Origin of the sequence: Arthrobacter zhaoguopingii (assembly GCF_009828605.1) — a bacterium.
Classification (GTDB): Bacteria; Actinomycetota; Actinomycetes; order Actinomycetales; family Micrococcaceae; genus Arthrobacter_D; species Arthrobacter_D zhaoguopingii.
In genome coordinates this window covers 136,682-153,541 of the sequence record NZ_WIAE01000008.1, presented here as the reverse complement: position 1 = coordinate 153,541, position 16,860 = coordinate 136,682, and the positions used below count along the sequence as shown (strand labels likewise).

Below are 16,860 nucleotides of genomic sequence, written 5' to 3'. Positions count from 1 at the left end.
GAGGTCGCCACCGAACTCAATGACCGGCCGCGTAAAACCCTCGGCGGAATCACCCCCGCACACGCCATGCAACAACTACTGTTCAAACCAGAAAACCCGACCGTTGCAACGACCGCTTGAATACACCATCCCATTGGAGGGGTCCAAGGAGACCAGGGTCTTCCGCACGGGCACCTGCCCCTGGGCCGGGACAGGCGCCCGTCCGTCCTCGATCCTGAAGTTGCTTCCCTTCGGATTTCCATGCGGTCGCGCTGCGAGGACGAGGCGTCGATTCACCTGCGGGCTCAAATGCGTTCCTTTCATGAAGGAGGGCCGTAGTGCCGCTATCTGAGAAAGTCATGGCAGTGATCCCAGCCAGTACCCTCGAAGACCCGGGTAGTGGCAGGGCCCTCCCTCATCGTTCCCAGCGCTGGGTACCGTAGCGGTATGACCGACAACGCCAACCACCTGGGTGAATACCTCAAAGCCCGACGAGAACTCGTGACCCCCGAACAGGCGGGCATTCCCGATCACGGGAAGCGGCGGGTACTGGGGCTGCGCCGTGAAGAAGTTGCCATGCTCGCGGGCATCAGCGTCGAGTACTACCTGCGCCTCGAGCGAGGACGTGACCGTAAACCCTCGGTGCAGGTGCTCGAGTCCATCGCCCGGGTCCTCCGTCTCGATGACGAGCATCTGGCCCATCTCCTGAGCCTGGCCGCGGACCAGCCGAGCACCCGCCGGAAGGGCGGCACCGAGGCGGTACCCGGCGGCATCAGGATCCTGCTGTCGACGCTGCCTTACCCGGCCTTCGTCGAGGGACGGTACTTCGACATCCTGGCGGCGAACGCCCTGGCCGCAGCGTTGTCACCGCGCCTGTCAGTCGGGCGTAACCAGCTTCTCGACGTGTTCCTAGACCCAGCCGAGAAGTCCCTCCATCTCAACTGGGACGGCACCCTCAAATGCTACGTGGCGAGCCTGCGTCAGGCCGTCGGCCCGGACACCGGGGACCGCCGCTTCATTGACCTCGTCGGCGAGCTTTCCCTCGCCAGCCCGCGCTTCCGCGACCTGTGGAACCGCCACGACGTCGGCGCCCAACGCGGCGCGTCGGTTCTTTTCGACCATCCGGAAGTCGGAGAGATCACCCTGCACCGCGAGCGGCTCACGATCAGCGGAGCCAATGGAATGACGCTCGTGGTGTACCACGTCGAGGCGGATTCCGAGGATGCCGATAAGCTGGCGCTGCTGGCCTCCTCCATGCTTGAACCTGCGGACGGCAGCGGGCCGGACCGCCGGTCGCCCATCCGACGCCCGGCATCTGACAGGCGGGACTAAGACCTTCTGACGTTTGCGCAGGCATATTCGTCTGGGCAACCGTCAGACTTGCGTACCGAACGGTGCGCGGCACCCGCCTCCACATCCCTTGTGTTCTATGGCGCGGCTCGCAACACGTCACAGGTGGTGCCTTAATGCGCTGAAATTGCGGAAGGAGATCAGATGAGCCCTCTGGCCGCTCGGGATTGAGCCGGAGCACTCCCGCCTTAATTCTGAGGGCGGTTGGAGGCGGGACGCGGCTTTTCCGACCAGGCTTGATGCAGGGCATCCCCGTTGTCGCGTTCCGGCCCCACCCGGGAGCCAACAACGCCCCCTCGGTGGGAACGGCGAATGCTCTCGGCGCGTATCTGCGCGCCCGACGGGAAGTGATCAGCCCTACGCAAGCAGGTATCCCGATGTCGGGGTCCGCCGTGTGCCCGGACTGCGCCGGGAGGAAGTCACCATGCTCGCGGGCATCAGCGCCGACTACTCCCTGAGGCTCGAGCGCGGACGTGACCGCCGTCCGTCCTTGCAGGTACTTGAGGCCATTGCCCGCGTCCTTCAACTCGACGATGACCACCTCGCCCACCTGCTGTCCCTGGTCGCCGAGGTCCCGCGCCGGAGCCAGCGCCGCCCGGGCGCTCAAACCTCTCGAGTCCCTTGCCCAGCCTGCATTTATCGAAGGGCGGTACTTTGACATTCTGGCGTCCAATACCCTCGCGAGGGCACTCTCGCCGCGACTCGACGCCGGGGGCAATCAGCTCAGGGATATGTTTCTCGACCCTGCAGAACAGGCGGTGCAACCCGACTGGAAATTCGTTGCAGAATGCCTCATCGCCAACCTCCGGCGATCCGTCGGCACCGACATCGACAACCCCAGGTTCGTCGGGCTCGTCGGCGAGCTTTCGCTGGCGAGCCCTCTGTTCGGCCAGGTTTGGGCCCGCCATGAAGCCCGCGGGCAGCGAGGAACCCTGATGCGGTTCAACCATCCGCAGGTGGGCGAAATGATCCTCAACCGGGAGAGACTGAGCATCGGCGGTGCCGAGGGCCTGATGCTTGTCGTGTACCACCCGGACGCCGATTCCCGGGACGCACACAAGCTCCCGCTGCTCGCTTCCGCCGGCCTTCCGGCCACATCACCGCGAACGGTTCCTCAGTAGACACTGACGGGCGTACGCACGAAAAACACCGGCGGTCAGGCCGGAACGATGCGGAGAGCAGCGCCCGAAGTTCACGCCGGCCGCTCACCGTGACCGCCCTCCGGCCCTCGACGATGGATCCCCAAGGATAAGTACGGCCGGTGCGTGGACCTCGTCGAACCCTGCCGGTGCGGCGATCAGTTCGGCCACGCCCTCCGCCCGGCCTGGGCGCGCCGGACGGACAAGGGCGGCCCGGACCTGTGCCCGGCCGGGCGATCAGGCTGGGCAGGATCCACGGCGGAGGAGCGCAGGGGCCGCAGCACACATACGCCCGCCCTTCCAGGGAGAAGGACGGGCGCCTGCCTGTGGTGACGAAGAATCACTCGGTGCCGGAGAGCTCCGAGATTTCCTCGGCGGAGAGTTCCAGTTCCGATGCCTTCGCGGAGTCCGAGATGCTTGCCGGACGCGTAGCGCCCGGGATCGGGATGACCGTCGGGGCCAGCGCGAGCTCCCACGCGAGGCAGACCTGCTGCGGGCTGGCGCCATGCCTGTCGGCGACCTGCTGGAAGGATGCGAAATGGGTACCCAGTCCACCGGCGTTCTGAATGCCGCCGAGCGGGCTCCACGGAAGGAAGGCGATACCGTTCTCGCCGCAGTAGCGCAGCTCGCCCTCGCTGGAACGGAACGCGGGGGAGAACTGGTTCTGCACCGCGACGAGCCGTCCGTCCAAAATCTTGTTGGCCTTCCTGATCTGGTCCACGGTGGCGTTTGAGACGCCGGCCATACGGATCACGCCCTCGTCGAGCAGGTCCTTCAGGGCGCCGACCGAGTCCTCGTAGGGGACTCCGGGATCTGGCCGGTGGAGCTTGTAGAGGTCGATGGCGTCGCCGCCGAGCCGCTTCAGGGAGGCCTTCGCGGCTTCCTTGAGGTAGTCCGGGTGGCCGTTCTGCGTCCACGAACCGTCACCGGGGCGCAGGTGTCCGCCCTTGGTTGCCACGAGAACACCGGTGGAGTCCGAGCCGTAGCTTGAGAGGGCCTCAGCGATGAGTGACTCGTTGTGGCCGACTTCGTTCGCTTCGAGGTGGTAGCAGTCCGCGGTGTCGATCAGTGTGACGCCGGAATCGAGCGCGGCGTGGATCGTTCGGATGGAACGGTCCCGGTCGGGGCGTCCCTCGATCGACATGGGCATCGCGCCCAATCCGAGGGCGCTGACCTTGGTTCCGCCGAGTGAGCGTTGCTGCATTGTCGTTCTCCTTTGGGTGGATGCGCGCGTGCGCGTGGTGGATTGGTTCCGACGCTACGGTGTGGACTGCCGGGTAACTCCTGAGTGAATCTGAACGGAGCCCCGCCCCGGGCGGAGCGCACCAGCTGCGGTCGTTCCCGGGGCGTGCAGGATGCTCCGCTGCACAGCCGCCGGCCGGAATGCTCGCCCGAAGCTGAGCTGGCTCATGGTTCACAGCTGCACTCGTCGGCCCGTCGCGGCCGAACGTAGGACCGCGTCGAGGAGTCGGTGCCGCCTGACCGCGTGGGCGAAATCAGGCACGGCCGGTGTGCCGCCCCGGAAGACGTCGCCGATACCTGAATAGGCGTGTGTCAGGGAGTGGATTGCCGTGTCAGCCAGATGCGGATACCGGTCATAGCTTTCCGGAAGCATCAGTGGGGCCAATCGATCGCGGCCGCGGCCGCCCCGAACCTTGACCGGGCCAATATGGGCGTGGTGGGGCGCCGAGATCTCCAGGGTCCCGTCGGTGCCGTCGATCACCATGAGGAACCCTGAGCCCGACGCCGTCCCGCCGCGGTGGTGAGCCGACAGGACGGCGCCCCCGGCAAGAGTGCCCACCACAGCGATCTGGTCCTCGGCTGTCATGGCGACCATTCGCCCGGATTGGGCGAGCGGGACCTCGGGGTGCCGTACTGCGGTCGCCGCCATCACATCCTGAAGTTCGCCGACAACGAGCGCCGCGGTATCCATCGCGTGGCCGAAGCCAATGCCCAACATTGTCGCGCCCTGGTCGCGGTCCAGCATGTAGAGCGACTGCTCGTGAACGGGGCCGCCCCACTCGTCAAAGGTCGCAAGCACGGTCGCCGAAAGGACCTGACCCACATAGCCCTGCGCCACGAGATCAGCCAGCCAGCGAAACTTTGGTGACGATCTACCCTGCAGACCAACGAACGTCGGGATGCCCTGGGCAGCCCGGGCCATCTCCTCGGCCTCCGGCAGGTTGACGGCGAAGGGCCATTCGCCGAGCACCGGCTTTCCGGCCGCAAGCACCGGAAGGATGAGCTCGCGGTGGCGGGGCGTCTTGACGGCCACCACGACAAGGTCAATGTCAGCGGCCCCCGCAAGCGCCGCCGCTGAATCATAGGCATCCACCCCGAAAACCTCGCTTGCAGCCCGGCCTGAAGCTGAAGAGCTTCCCACAAGCCCGCGGACTTCGAAACCGCCGACGGCTGACATGGCCGGCAGGTGTGCTCCGGCCCCCCAACCGCCGCCCGCGCTCAATCCTATGACTCCCACACCGACCATCCGGCCAAGTCCTGCCGGGGGATGTGCCGGGCGCGTCTTATTGGCCATTTCCGTCCTTCCAGGTTCCATTAAAATTCCTCCTTCGACCGCATTGCCCGCGTCATGCCAGTCAGGCCGGGGGAGATTCGGCTGTGGCCGTGTTCCGTCCCGGCCGCAGGCAGCCGGTCGGAGGAGCCGGCCGGGTGCGCAGGGCGAGATCCGGAACTTCCCATTTTTCACCTGCGTGAACCGTTGCCTGCGGGATGAGGTGGAGGCTGTCCGTTCCTCCGCTGGGCTGGCACGCGGCCGTGACAGCCGGCGGGATCGCGGGCGGGTTCATGGGATTCCAATCGTGGGGCAAATCAATCGATGCCTCCAGTAGATCCGTATCCATGATCTCCAACCAGTTCCCTGCGGGACCCGGGTAGCGGCAGGGTCCCCTTCACCGGCGGTGCGCACCCCAACGGGACCCGGCGATAAGACGGACGCGACGGACCCGACGGACCCGACGGACCCGACGGATAGAACCAGAGCGGGCCGGACCGTGGTGCCGAGCGGGCGCCGCCCGGGCCGCTGGTGCGCCGAGGTTCCTGTCAGTCAGGGTGATCACGATCTTGCCGGTCCCGCCCGCGGACGGCCCGTGCGCCGTGCTCATCGAGCCGGGAGGCAGCGCGTGGTCGGCGCGGGGGATGCGCGGGTCATCCATTTCTCCGGGACAGCACCTCGTCACCTGTCTGCGGGCTTGCTACGCCGAAAGGGTCAACGCGGCGCCGGGTCACAACATTCAATCGTTGCGTCGTCGTGGAATCATCCCGACTAACCGGGAACGCGTATCTGGCGGTAATGGCGAGCTTCCCCGGAGCCGCGGACACTACCCCGGAGTTTTCCATTGCGAAGCTGCGGTCAAGGCCGGCGACAGAGGCCGAATCCTCGTATCCGGCGCCTGCCCCCCCCCCCGGGGCCGGTTCGGAACGCCGATCGAGGAAACGGCAGGGGCTGCCGCCGAGTTGATCAGCGAGGGCAGTGCTGCAATTCGGGTTGTCCGAAGCATCCCCCGCCACGATCCGCCCCGCCCACGCCGTGCTGCCGGTGACGGCGCTGCAGACAGAGTACTCGCTGTGGACGCGCGACGTGGAAGAGGAGATCCTGCCCCTGCTGCGCGAACTTCGCGTCGGTTTCGTTCCCTACTCACCACTGGGACACGGCATACTCACTGGGCAGATCCGGACCGTCGAGGACTTCGCCGACGACGACTGGCGCAAGACCAAGCCCCGCTTCACCGGGGAGAACTTCACCCGGAACCTCCGCATCGTCGATGAAGTCCAGAGCGTCGGCGCCGAGATCGGCGCTACCCCCGCCCAGACCACCCTGGCCTGGATCCTGACCCGAGGCGACGACATCGCGCCGATCCCACCCGCCGTGTCTCCCGAGTCGAGGAGAACACCTCGGCCCACGCCGTCGAACTCAGCGCAGACCAGCTCCAACACCTGAACTCACTGCAGCCCGCAGCGTTTCCCTTAGCAGTGCTGCCGACCTCACCCGTGGTCGTCGAATACGCCATCACGCCTCTTGGGGAATCGCTGCGAGAACTATTCGGGCATGCCTACGACTGGACTGTGACCAACGCCCCGTCAATCCGCCGCAAGCAGATCGCCTATGACCAGCGCAAAGAATCCGGTGCAACCTGATTCGTCCGCTGGAAGGCCCCACCCGAAACCGTTCGAGCCGCCTCACGGTGGCGCGCATGCAGTATGTAAGGCGGTTGAAAATCGACGGGCACAGGGTGCAGGAGAACCACGCGGACGCCACGGCGGCAAGGGACCGGCTTCCCCGTCAGGGCCCTTCCCTGAAGAGGAGCTGAACCCATCCGGAGGATTTCCCTATGCGGTTATTGCACAACCCATCTACCGGTCCATCTACATTACGGAGCGCGAAGCCGTCGCACGGTGTTTAGGCCGTGCGTCGCGGTATCTGCGGCCGGGCGCACGATGGGGGGGCGCGGCCCCGCGTGTAAGCAAGCACGGGCGTTGTAGAACGTGGTCTCCATCCACCACCAGCCAGCACATATAGCGGAGCGGTCCGAGGGGGCTATCTGGGAGGGAGACCTTGTAATGGGCAGGCGCCCGTGGGCTGTCATAACCTTGGTTGATCGGAAGACCCGGTATGTGCAGCTGGTCGAGCTGCCGGCGGTAATCACAGCCGACGTCATCCGACAAGCACTAGCGTTGAGCTTCCGCGGGTTACCAGCCCGGCAACGCCGCTCGCTGACCTGGGATCGGGGCCGGGGACCGACTGCTCATCAGGGCTCACATCGGAGCTGGGTTTGTCGGGCTACTTCTGCGACAAGCGCAGTCCCTGACAGCGGGGCACGATCTAGAACACCAGCCGGCTACTGCGCTCGTATCTGCCGAAGAACAGTGACCTGCGCCGGCTAACCCAGCAGGACCTTGAAGAAATCGCGGACAGGACCTGCACCAGCGCGCAACGTCCTGGACTGGAAGATGTCCGCAACCGCTGTCCAACCCTCTGCGCGGCCCGCCGCCGGTGTTTCATAGACAGCGTCCGACTGATGCCGGAGTGGGTGACACCGGAATCGATAACCTGCCGGTTCCGTGTCCGCTCGGTCAGCCGCGCCCCCGTGGCAAGAAGGCGGGCAGTTGTCCACCGCCGCGTATCCATCACGTAGCGACTTTCCTTCTCAACCGGAACCCCGAGTGTAAGAAGCCTACCAAGTTTGGATGGCAGCAGCGGCCGACCATCCTCCACGCCATCTGCTTCGTATTCGCCGCGAGAATATATTGTCCAGCAATTCCAGCACAGCGTTCGTCAGCGGATTGCTTACGGGCACCCAGACTCACGTCATGGTCTGCTAGTGCGCCTCCGACCAAGCAATAATCTCGTCCTCGGGATAGTAGAGCTGCTGTTGTCCCGTGAATCGCACGAGATACTTCTGCTGGTCCTCGTAAAAGCCGATGATGATGCCATAAAGCCCCTTCAACGGCCCTTCCGTCACACTTACGCTGTCTCCAGGGCTGAACTTGTGCATAATTCTCTCCGATTGTATTGGTTCCGAATCCGGCTTCACTTCATCTTCCACACCACAACCATTTACAGCGAGCATTCCGGCGAAAATCGACCCAGCCACTTCAAACCCACGGATCTTCACGATAACTTACAACCTTCCCCCAATATTCCTAGCCAACACACGGCCTCCAAGATGCATCATCACCTGATGCCCGCTCATCGGTGCCGCGGCTCCTAGCCTTACGTTCAGGGTGCCCGCGTTGTACAGAGAAGGCCGGGAGGTCCCGCTGTCATTCAGTGTCAGTATTGCCCGCACGCCCCAACATGCGTGGCGCCCAGTATCAACCAAGGACCGATCGACATCTCATCGTGTAGTGCGTCTGTGCCTTCTGACGCCTAGCGAGGCGTGTCGGCGGCCCGAATGGCAGGTGCGGTGGTCCCAGCAAGGAAGTCACGGAGCTGTGATCGGGAAGTGATTCCAAGCTTGGGAAAGACACGGTATAGATGTGAACTGACTGTGCGGGGTGACAGGAAGAGTTTCTCGCCGATCTCACGGTTGGTAAGCCCAAGCGCAGCAAGCCGGACGACCGGCCATTCCTGGGGGGTGAGCCCGGTAAGCACATCGGGGGCGTGGCCAGTGACATCCATCCCCGCGGCGCGCATCTCCGCCTGAACCCGTTCGATCCAGGGACGGGCGCCGAGGCGGCTGAAGATCTCCAGAGCCGCGGTGAGCCCCGGCCGGGCTTCGGCAATGCGGCGACGGCGCCGCAGCCACTCCGCGTAATCAAGGAGCGTCTGAGCCCATTCAAAAGGCCACTGTCTGAACGCACGATCGGCCAGAGCGGATTGAAACCAGGTTTCGGCATCTTCCGGATCGGAGAGCAGCGCCCGGGCACGGTCGATCAGTGCCTCCAGGCGCAAGGAGGCGCCGCCGCCGAGCTGGTGCGCGGCGCGCTCGACAATAGCGGCGGCCTCGCTGCTGTGGCCGCTGCGAGCAGCTGCGGCGGCCAGTTCGGCCAGGGCTGCGTAGGAGGCGTGGTAGTGCAGCGGTGCACCGTCGGAACGAAACACCTGGCGTAGCTGCTCGAAGGCGGTGCCATAATCGCCTTCTGCCACCGCGGCTGCCCCGAGGGCCCGCCGGGCGTAGACGGCGACCGACCGGCTCACGAGCGGGTCGATGAGGGCAAGGGCGTTTCTGGCCAGCCCGCGGGCCTTGCCTGCGTCGCCTTCCAGCGCGCACACCATGGCCTCCACGGCCGACGCGCAGGCCCTCGCGTGGTGGAGCCCGGTCACCGCAGCCACGGAGGCGACCTCTATGCACACGGCCCGCGCCTGAGACCACCGGCCGTATTCGAGGTATGCCAGGGCGGCAGCACACGTCAGGCCGTGCGGCAGAGGCTCCCGGCTCCGCCACTGGTCGAACGTCACATCAAATGTCCGCACCGCGAGAGGGGTTTCGTCCAACAGCCACGCCGTGATGGCAAGAATCAAAAGACGCTCGGGGCGGTCTGTCTCCGCCCGTATCATTACCGGCAGGTCCGGTGCGATGCCTGCCGCGCTTCCGAAAGGATCGGTGAGCGCGCTCACCCACGCCCGCAGTGGGGCGTCGGGAGGCTCCTCGGCGATTGTGGAAAGGAGCTCCTCAACCTGAGGGCGGTGCGTTTCCTCGCCCGCGTAGAACTGAGCCACGACGGCCTCACCCAACACATTCAAGGCCTCTCCCGGTTCCGCCTGTGACAGGTGCACCGCGGTACGCCTGAGCTCAGCGAAAGCCAAGGAGTGATGCATGGTCATGGTCATCAGCCTTGCCGCCTGGTGCGAGGCCGCCCCCCGAAGGGCCGCGTCATAGGTGAGGGCCCGGGCTCTGTCGGTCAGTTCCTTCACCCATGCGAGTTGTCCGGTGAAGACGGCAGCGCGGGCGGCCGCCACCAGCAGCCGGGCGCTCTCTTCCCGTTCCGGGGCGAGCTCGGCAGCCCTCTCCAGTGCCTTGGCCGCTGCCACGTGCCCACCGCGGCGTCTGGCCCGGTCCGCCGTTTGTTCGAGCGCAGCGGCAACGTCCGCGTCCTGCCGGCTGGTAGCCGCAGCCAGGTGCCAGGCACGCCGGTCGGGCTCGGCCCGCAGCGTTTCGGCGAGCCTCAGATGGGCGTCGGACCGCGCGTCGAATGACGCTGCGTGATAAACCGCGGCGCGGATTAAAGGGTGTCGAAACGTGATCTGCCGGCCAACCTGCCGGATCATGCCCGCCCTCTGGGCGGGAAGCCATGCCTTGTCTCCAAAGTCGGGAAGCCCCTTGGATATGGCTGTTGCCGGGTCCGCCGCATCTGCAGCGGCCAACAGCACCAGAGCACGTTCCGTGGCTTCGGGCAGCTCGTCCAGGCGCGCGGCGAACGTCCGTTCCAGCCGCAGGGTCAGTGGCAGCGGGCCGCCTCCCAAAGCGTCCGGCAGACCCTTCAAAAGCGGCTCCGCACCTGCAAGCTCCAGCAGTGCGAGAGGATTCCCGGCCGCCTGATCGAGAATCTGCATGCGCATCCGGCCGTCAGGCACGCGGGGTCGACGTGCATCGAGCAGACGGCTGGCCGCTTCTTCATCGAGTGGCTTCAGCAGCAGTTCCGGATACCCCTGGAAGCCCGCGATCGGATTGTCACCATCGACAGTCAGCAGCATGGTCACCGGCTCGTGGGCCAGCCGCCTGGCGACGAACGCCAGGATGTCCAGGGAAGCACGGTCAATCAAGTGAGCGTCGTCCACCAAGATCACAAGGGGTTGGCGGTCAGCCAGCTCAGACAGCAGGGCAAGGACCGACACGCCCAAGAGCATGATGTCCGGCGGCTCCGGCGCAGGTTCGAGGCTGAACACCCCCAGCAGGGCTTCGCGCTGCCGGACCGGCAGATCCGCCGCTGCGCGCATAAGGGGCCGCAGTATCTGATGCAGTCCAGCGAAGGCCAGGTGAGATTCTGTTTCGCTGCCGACCGCGGTAAGCACGCGGTAACCGGCCGCGCGTGCACGACGGCCGGTGCCGTTCATGAGGGTGCTCTTACCTGCCCCGGTATCGCCGACCGTCAACAGGACCTGGCTCGCTGATGGGACGCGCTGCATCAGAATACCGAGTCGTTCGGCCTCTTCCGTCCGCCCGACGAGCGGGTGGCTGAGGCCGCACTCTGCTCCCGTGATTGCACCGTGGTGGGACAGGTGGTCATCCACGAGGGCCTCCAAAAAACTGCAATGTCAGCAAGCACCCATCATAGCCAGCCGCCGGGGAACGTCGGATGCAGCACAGTGCAGGCAGGATAACCTCACCCACCACCAGTGAGTACGAGGTGACCATTCTGCCCAAGTCCTCCATCTCCGTTGGAACTGAACATGTGCTGCTGCGAAGGTGCGAGCTACAATCGCCGCCGGTGAAATCCGCTGTGCAGCCCCAGTTCCTAACGCCGACGCCTCCACTCCCGCGCCAGGGCCTCGCGGAGGGGAGGAACGACGACGCCCTGCTGGGCCATCTGCTGCCGTACGCGGCGCCGAACGACAAAAATTGCGCTCGACCCCGCTGCGAGGATAACGAACTGCACAGCCAATGCGAGGCGGAACGACGGGAGCGCATACAGGTCGCCCCCGGAAAAACCGCTGTCCAGCAGCAAGTCCAGGACGATCCCAACGGCAAACATGGCCACGAGCGAGGCCAGGAATCCGCCGATGTTCACAATGCCCGTCGCTGTCCCCATCCTCGCTGCGGGGTTGAAGGTACGTGCGAAGTCGAAGCCGATGATCGAACCGGGTCCTCCGACGGCCAGCGCCACCACGAGGAAGATGAGCAGCGGCAGGGGGGCGGGACCCGGGTAGAGCAGCACGGCGAGCCATGCCACGGCAATGACGGCGGCAATGCCCAACACTATGGTGGACCGACGGAGTGGATGAAGGGCGACGTACCTGCCAAGGAGCGGACCGCACGCGATCCCGACAAGCACGAAGAGCGTCAACAGGGCCGACGCCATTCCCTCCCCGACCTTCTCGGCACGGACAAGGTAGGGGTAGCCCCACATGAGGGCAAAAACCGTGCCGGGAAACTGAACCGTAAAGTGGGACCACAGGCCAAGCCGCGTGCCCGGTTGTGTCCAGGCGGCGGCGAGCGACGCACCGGTCTGGCGGAGCGTCTGGGACACCCTGCCGCCTCCTGGAAGCGGTGAATCCCGGATGATGGAACCGGCGAGGACCGCGGTGAGGACCGACAATGCGGCGGCCGACATAAAAGCGGTCTGCCATCCGAGCGCCGAGAGCAGGGCGGCGAACGGGATGACCGAAACCACCTGACCGAGCTGACCGACAATATAGGTCCACTGTGTGAAGACTGGCATGCGGCGCGGCTCGAACCAGGCGGGCAGCAGCCGGATGACGCTGACGAACGTGGTCGCATCACCAGCCCCGACGAGCAGGCGGCCAACAATTCCGGCACCGACTGAGTCCGCGATGGCCAGCTGAGTCTGACCAATGGCCATGAGCGCGGCGCCGGCAACTATAAGCGTCCGAGGCCCCCAGCGGTCGACGAGGATACCGACGGGTACCTGCAACGCGGCGTACACGAGCAGTTGCACCACGGTGAATATCGACAGCTGGGATGCCGAGGCACCGAATCGTTCCGTCGCGTCGAGTCCGGCGACGCCGAATGTAGTGCGCTGTGTTACCGCCACGAGGTACGCCAGTACTCCGACTGCCCATACCAAGAGTGCATTCGAGGGATTTACCACTTCTTTTACCTGCCTGCAGGGGTCCTCACCTCCTCGGGGAGGTGGATGCCATCGGCGCGGTCCCGCAGACCACGCCGATGGCCTTCCTGGTGCCTACGTCACACTGACGTGAAGCCTGTTGTCACGCGGCGGAGAGGCCGCTGTCCCAGCAATCCTCCCGCAAAGTCGGCCAGCACCGATTGTAGGCAGTGGCCGGGTTGGTGCACTGTGTCTAGTCGGTGAGCACCGCCAGGGCATCGATCTCGACCAGCAGGCCGGGAGGCAGCTCCATGTAGACGGTGGTGCGAGCGGGGTAGGTTTCGCCCACTCCCAATGCGTAGGCGTCGTTCATCTCCGCCAAATGAGCCGGATCGGTGAGATACACCCGCAGCATGACGACGTCTTCCATGCCCGAGCCGGCCGCGTCCAGGACCGCGGTGATGTTCCGCAGGACCTGGGCCGTCTGCTCAGCAACCGTCGTACTGACGATTGCGCCTGTGTGCGGATCGAAGGGCAGCTGCCCGGACACCTGAAGAATTGGGCCCTTGCGCACGCCCTGGGCCAGGGGTGCGTTCAACTTCGGCGCGTGGTCCGTGCTAATGATGGTTCTGCTCATGTCAATCTCCTTCGAGGGGAGTAGATGGAGGTTGCGGCTGCCGTCCTGATCCGACGGGCGGACTGCACCGGATCAGGACAGCAGGCCAATCAGCGCCAGGCGATACGTTCGCTGCCGCGGGGGTCTTCCTGGACGTCCCATGCGTCTGCGTCCATGACGAGCGTCGCACGCCGACGTGTGTCGTAGCGGCTCCAACCGGGATCACCGGTGGTGGCGAAGGCCACCCATGCGGCGTGAGTGCGCGCCGCCAGGTCCGCAGGCGGCTGCTTCGACCCAAGGAGTGCTTCACTGCCGTGCAACCGCGGAAGCCCGATCACATCGAAAACGAAGGGCAGCTCCATGGTGTGGGCAGCCCCGAGCTCACCCCCAAGGCTGTCAGAGCGCCAGGCAAACAGGTAAGCGTACGTGGCAGAGGTGGAACCCGCAGCGTGCGCATCGGCAAGCCGCCAGCTTCCGGCTTCGAAAAGGGCGGCGCCCATGATGGCTGAGCGCAGCTCGCCGAAGCTCGCCCCGGGCCGGGCCTTACGGTAGATCTCCACAAGCCGTTCCGGGTCATGATGGGAGCGCTCCGCCGCCGCCTGGAGATCCGCCTGCGTCGACGTCGAAAGATTGCCGAACGGTGCCAGATAGAGGTTTCCCTCCTCCGCGGTGGTTCCCACCATCAGATCGACAGCGCTTCCGCCTCCGGCGGCGACCGCCTCTGCCGGCTGCTGGTCAAGTACGACGCTGAACGGGCTGAGGCCGATCAACGGGTCTCCATCGGTTGCGGTGCGAAGATCGATGCCCGACAGCCTGGGCATGACGGCCACCAGGTCCTCATCGGAAACGGCGGCAAACGCACCAACCGTCGGCTCGATGCCCAGTGCCTCGGCGGCCACCCCGGTGACCCAGGCGGCCTGCTCGGGCGTGAAGGCGCCCAAGCCACTGCCGCTCTGAACGATCGCTCGTGTGAACAAGCCCTCAGCCGTCGGGTCTGCCAGGATGGCGCCGACAATCGTGGCTCCGGCGGACTGCCCGAAGATGGTTACGCGGCCGGGGTCTCCGCCGAATGCGCCGATGTTGTCCCGCACCCAGCGTAGGGCCGCGATCACGTCGAGCATCCCCCGGTTCGCCGGTGCGCTGGGAAGGTCGAGAAATCCATGAATGCCCAACCGGTAGTTGAGTGTCACCAGCACGACGTTGTCCCGTGCGAAGGTGGTGCCGTCAAACAGCTCGGACTGGGTGGACCCCGCGACGAAACCGCCACCGTGCACGAAAACCATCACCGGCAGTGGCTCGCCACTGGTCCGGGGCGTCCAGATGTTGACGGTCAGGTAGTCCTCCCCGCGGATCCAGCCCGGTCCGAAATAGGCGGACATATCGACCGACCCGAGCCTGCGCTCGGCCTGGGGCGCATTCGGACCCTGATGGGTCGCGTCCCGTACGCCCTGCCAGGGCAGGTGAGGCTCTGGAGCCGAGAAACGGCCCGCTCCCACCGGGGGGGCGGCGTATGGGATGTCGAAAAAGGCAAGGACTCCGTCGTGGATCGATCCCTGGACCGCACCCTGCGCGGTGCTCACGGTGGTGCCGGTGCCATTCAGAGCGGCATCAATGGAATCTTCAGGAGCGTTGTGGCGTGTTCGCTTCATAGTGTGCTCTCCGCGGTCTCGGCAGGGGCGTAAAGGTCAAAAGGAGCCCAGCCCTTGATGGCAAACTTATTCCCGTCACGGCTCACCTCGGCGGCACCCTGACCGCCAAGATGCGCAGGAACGACCAGTGCGTTGTTGTCGGCAGCCCATCCGAGAATTCTGCGGCGCGTCGCCTTGGCGCCGGCGGGGTCCTCGCAGAAGCAGCTGTTCGAGTCCGGCTCGATGATTTGAACCGGGTTGTGCAGCATGTCGCCGACAAACACAGCCCGGTCCGATCCGGAAGCCAAAGTGACCACCGAAGACCCCGGGGTATGTCCCGGTGCTGTATCCAGCCGAAGGTTCTCGTCGATGGTGTAACTGTCCTCCCACAGCACCGACATGCCCGCCTCATGGACGGGGGCCACGCTGTCTTCGAACACGTTCTGATTGCCCCGTCCCAGCAACGGCTTATAGCCATTCACCGGGTTCCAGAAGTCGAAGTCACGCTTGGGCATCAGGTACGTCGCGTTCGGGAAGGTCGGAACCCACGCCTTGCCGTCCAGATACGTGTTCCACCCGACGTGGTCGATGTGGAGATGCGAGTTGATGACGATGTCCACCTCCTCGGGCAGCACGCCGGCGCGGGCCAGATTGCCGAGGAAATCGGTGTTGAGGTGGCTCCAAACCGGGGCGTAGGGCCGCTCCTTATGGTTGCCCACCCCGGTGTCGATGAGGATGTTCTTGCCCCCGCTGCGCAGCAGCCAGGTTTGGATCGCGGAATTGACGATCTGCGTCTGAGAGTCTAGGAAGTGCGGTTCCAGCCACGCGGCATTTTCCGTCCACGCCTCCGGTGGACTTCCCGGAAAAAAGACATCGGGTTTCATGTCCACCGGTCCGAAATACTCCCACACCCGCGTGACGGTCACATCGCCCAACGTGATCTGATTCATGACTGATCCTTAATTTTTGCACCGATACTCACGGTCTTCTCCGGCTGACAGTTGCTACTCGATCCAGCACCCGGGAGGCTCCCGCGTACCAAGGGAATGTCGTCCTTCGATCATGGTTCACCGGGAAGGGCACGGGTATCCGTCAGGTGACTGCAACCGGCCGCCCTGGCTCGGGCACCAATGCGGCGAGGCACTCCCCGGTGCTCGGGTACAAATCCACCGCTGGTGAAGGAATCAGACTAGGTTGCAACCCGGCCTTCCCTATCACTCCATGTCTGAGCACTTTCTGAAGGATGGCGGTATATCCGCGCGTTCGATAGGGGAGGGGTGGATGCGGACCTCATCGCGCTGCTTACTGACCTGGGCCCGTGGATCGGACAGTGATTTATGCCGGCGATACCCGGGGGTTCGGGCTCCATGTGGGCTCGAGGAAGCCCGCGCCGTCGTTGGGATTCCCGTCATCGGGGCAGGTTCCGCCGCAGCAGCGGCTGCCCTCGCCTACTGTGGCCGCGTCGGCGTGCTCGGACTGAAAAGCCCGGTGCCCGCCCCGATTTCCAGCGCGCTGGTGGAGCGGATGATCCTTCTCGATGGATCCGATGGTGTGGAGATTTCCGATGGCTTCCTGCTGCCCACCGGCATCCTCGGCTCCCCGTCAGGAGCGTAGATGCTTGCCGAGGCGGGAGCAAGTGTCATTTGCAGGCGAGAACAGGCCTGTGCAGCGTCGGCATGGCAGAGGTACTGCGCGGTAAGCTCGGCCTTCCGGTCATTGACGCTGTGACGGCCGCCGGCTCCATGCTGACCGCAGCCGTATCGACGCGCCCCCCCGCCCGTGGAGGAAGGACCCCCGGCAGGTGCGCCCCCATCCTGCAACACGACCCGGGCCCTGGCATGGTCCAATTTCAGAGGTGGTGCGGCCCGCGGGCGGAATTCTACCGGGTAGATATGAGCGGAGGGGTTTGCTTGGGGCTTGGTTCAGCGTCGGAGGAGGCGTCCACCGGTCTCGTCGGCGA

14 protein-coding genes and 1 pseudogene are annotated in these 16,860 nt (G+C 65.2%); 6 read left to right on the top strand and 9 right to left on the bottom strand.

Annotated features, from left to right (window positions below):
* Positions 1-75 precede the first annotated feature (75 nt).
* Positions 76-303, bottom strand: a complete 228-nt coding sequence (locus GVV77_RS18605) for a hypothetical protein (protein WP_159618871.1) — start codon at positions 301-303, stop codon at positions 76-78.
* 123 nt (positions 304-426) lie between these two features.
* Here GVV77_RS18605 and GVV77_RS12610 point away from each other — a divergent pair, with 123 nt between their 5' ends.
* The 3 genes and pseudogenes from GVV77_RS12610 (at position 427) to GVV77_RS12605 (ending at position 2,450) form a co-directional block, all read left to right on the top strand.
* Positions 427-1,311, top strand: a complete 885-nt coding sequence (locus GVV77_RS12610) for a helix-turn-helix domain-containing protein (protein ID WP_159618869.1) — start codon at positions 427-429, stop codon at positions 1,309-1,311.
* Positions 1,312-1,753: 442 nt separating this feature from the next.
* Positions 1,754-1,822: pseudogene (locus tag GVV77_RS18600) on the top strand (hypothetical protein); the annotation flags it as partial.
* A 40-nt stretch (positions 1,823-1,862) separates the two neighbouring features.
* Positions 1,863-2,450: an MmyB family transcriptional regulator gene (locus GVV77_RS12605; RefSeq protein WP_201291437.1), complete on the top strand. Its 588-nt coding sequence runs from the start codon at positions 1,863-1,865 to the stop codon at positions 2,448-2,450.
* A gap of 358 nt (positions 2,451-2,808) precedes the next feature.
* On the opposite strand, the gene GVV77_RS12600 is transcribed toward GVV77_RS12605, so the two are convergent.
* Positions 2,809-3,672, bottom strand: a complete 864-nt coding sequence (locus GVV77_RS12600) for an aldo/keto reductase (RefSeq protein ID WP_159618867.1) — start codon at positions 3,670-3,672, stop codon at positions 2,809-2,811.
* 210 nt (positions 3,673-3,882) lie between these two features.
* Positions 3,883-4,956 (bottom strand): Gfo/Idh/MocA family protein, encoded by a 1,074-nt coding sequence (locus tag GVV77_RS12595; RefSeq protein WP_281350591.1) that lies wholly within the window; start codon positions 4,954-4,956, stop codon positions 3,883-3,885.
* A 1,017-nt stretch (positions 4,957-5,973) separates the two neighbouring features.
* Here GVV77_RS12595 and GVV77_RS18370 point away from each other — a divergent pair.
* Entirely contained in the window at positions 5,974-6,426 is a 453-nt protein-coding gene (locus GVV77_RS18370) for an aldo/keto reductase (RefSeq protein WP_159618863.1), read from the top strand.
* Complete coding sequence (locus GVV77_RS18365; RefSeq protein WP_159618900.1) at positions 6,309-6,623, top strand: winged helix-turn-helix transcriptional regulator; 315 nt, start codon at positions 6,309-6,311, stop codon at positions 6,621-6,623. The genes GVV77_RS18370 and GVV77_RS18365 overlap by 118 nt, the downstream gene beginning before the upstream one ends.
* A gap of 1,181 nt (positions 6,624-7,804) precedes the next feature.
* Here the strand turns inward: GVV77_RS18365 and GVV77_RS12580 are convergent.
* The 6 genes from GVV77_RS12580 to GVV77_RS12555 form a co-directional block, all read right to left on the bottom strand.
* On the bottom strand, positions 7,805-8,101 hold the full coding sequence (locus GVV77_RS12580) for a KOW domain-containing RNA-binding protein (RefSeq protein ID WP_159618861.1): 297 nt from the start codon (positions 8,099-8,101) through the stop codon (positions 7,805-7,807).
* Positions 8,102-8,355: 254 nt separating this feature from the next.
* Positions 8,356-11,160 (bottom strand): helix-turn-helix transcriptional regulator, encoded by a 2,805-nt coding sequence (locus GVV77_RS12575; RefSeq protein WP_159618859.1) that lies wholly within the window; start codon positions 11,158-11,160, stop codon positions 8,356-8,358.
* 224 nt (positions 11,161-11,384) lie between these two features.
* On the bottom strand, positions 11,385-12,674 hold the full coding sequence (locus GVV77_RS12570; RefSeq protein WP_246199794.1) for an MFS transporter: 1,290 nt from the start codon (positions 12,672-12,674) through the stop codon (positions 11,385-11,387).
* Between the two features lie 235 nt (positions 12,675-12,909).
* On the bottom strand, positions 12,910-13,293 hold the full coding sequence (locus GVV77_RS12565) for a RidA family protein (protein WP_159618855.1): 384 nt from the start codon (positions 13,291-13,293) through the stop codon (positions 12,910-12,912).
* Between the two features lie 89 nt (positions 13,294-13,382).
* Positions 13,383-14,921 (bottom strand): carboxylesterase/lipase family protein, encoded by a 1,539-nt coding sequence (locus tag GVV77_RS12560; RefSeq protein ID WP_159618853.1) that lies wholly within the window; start codon positions 14,919-14,921, stop codon positions 13,383-13,385.
* On the bottom strand, positions 14,918-15,850 hold the full coding sequence (locus tag GVV77_RS12555; RefSeq protein ID WP_159618851.1) for an MBL fold metallo-hydrolase: 933 nt from the start codon (positions 15,848-15,850) through the stop codon (positions 14,918-14,920). The genes GVV77_RS12560 and GVV77_RS12555 overlap by 4 nt, the downstream gene beginning before the upstream one ends.
* A 517-nt stretch (positions 15,851-16,367) precedes the next feature.
* On the opposite strand from GVV77_RS12555, the gene GVV77_RS12550 reads away from it, so the two are divergent.
* Positions 16,368-16,514, top strand: a complete 147-nt coding sequence (locus GVV77_RS12550; RefSeq protein ID WP_159618849.1) for a hypothetical protein — start codon at positions 16,368-16,370, stop codon at positions 16,512-16,514.
* Positions 16,515-16,860 lie beyond the last annotated feature (346 nt).

Bases quoted from the DNA above. Each gene is read 5' to 3' on its own strand.
- GVV77_RS18605 (WP_159618871.1), bottom strand. From the start codon at position 303: ATGAAAGGAACGCATTTGAGCCCGCAGGTGAATCGACGCCTCGTCCTC.
- GVV77_RS12610 (WP_159618869.1), top strand. From the start codon at position 427: ATGACCGACAACGCCAACCACCTGGGTGAATACCTCAAAGCCCGACGA.
- GVV77_RS12605 (WP_201291437.1), top strand. From the start codon at position 1,863: ATGACCACCTCGCCCACCTGCTGTCCCTGGTCGCCGAGGTCCCGCGCC.
- GVV77_RS12600 (WP_159618867.1), bottom strand. From the start codon at position 3,672: ATGCAGCAACGCTCACTCGGCGGAACCAAGGTCAGCGCCCTCGGATTG.
- GVV77_RS12595 (WP_281350591.1), bottom strand. From the start codon at position 4,956: ATGGTCGGTGTGGGAGTCATAGGATTGAGCGCGGGCGGCGGTTGGGGG.
- GVV77_RS12565 (WP_159618855.1), bottom strand. From the start codon at position 13,293: ATGAGCAGAACCATCATTAGCACGGACCACGCGCCGAAGTTGAACGCA.
- GVV77_RS12560 (WP_159618853.1), bottom strand. From the start codon at position 14,921: ATGAAGCGAACACGCCACAACGCTCCTGAAGATTCCATTGATGCCGCT.
- GVV77_RS12555 (WP_159618851.1), bottom strand. From the start codon at position 15,850: ATGAATCAGATCACGTTGGGCGATGTGACCGTCACGCGGGTGTGGGAG.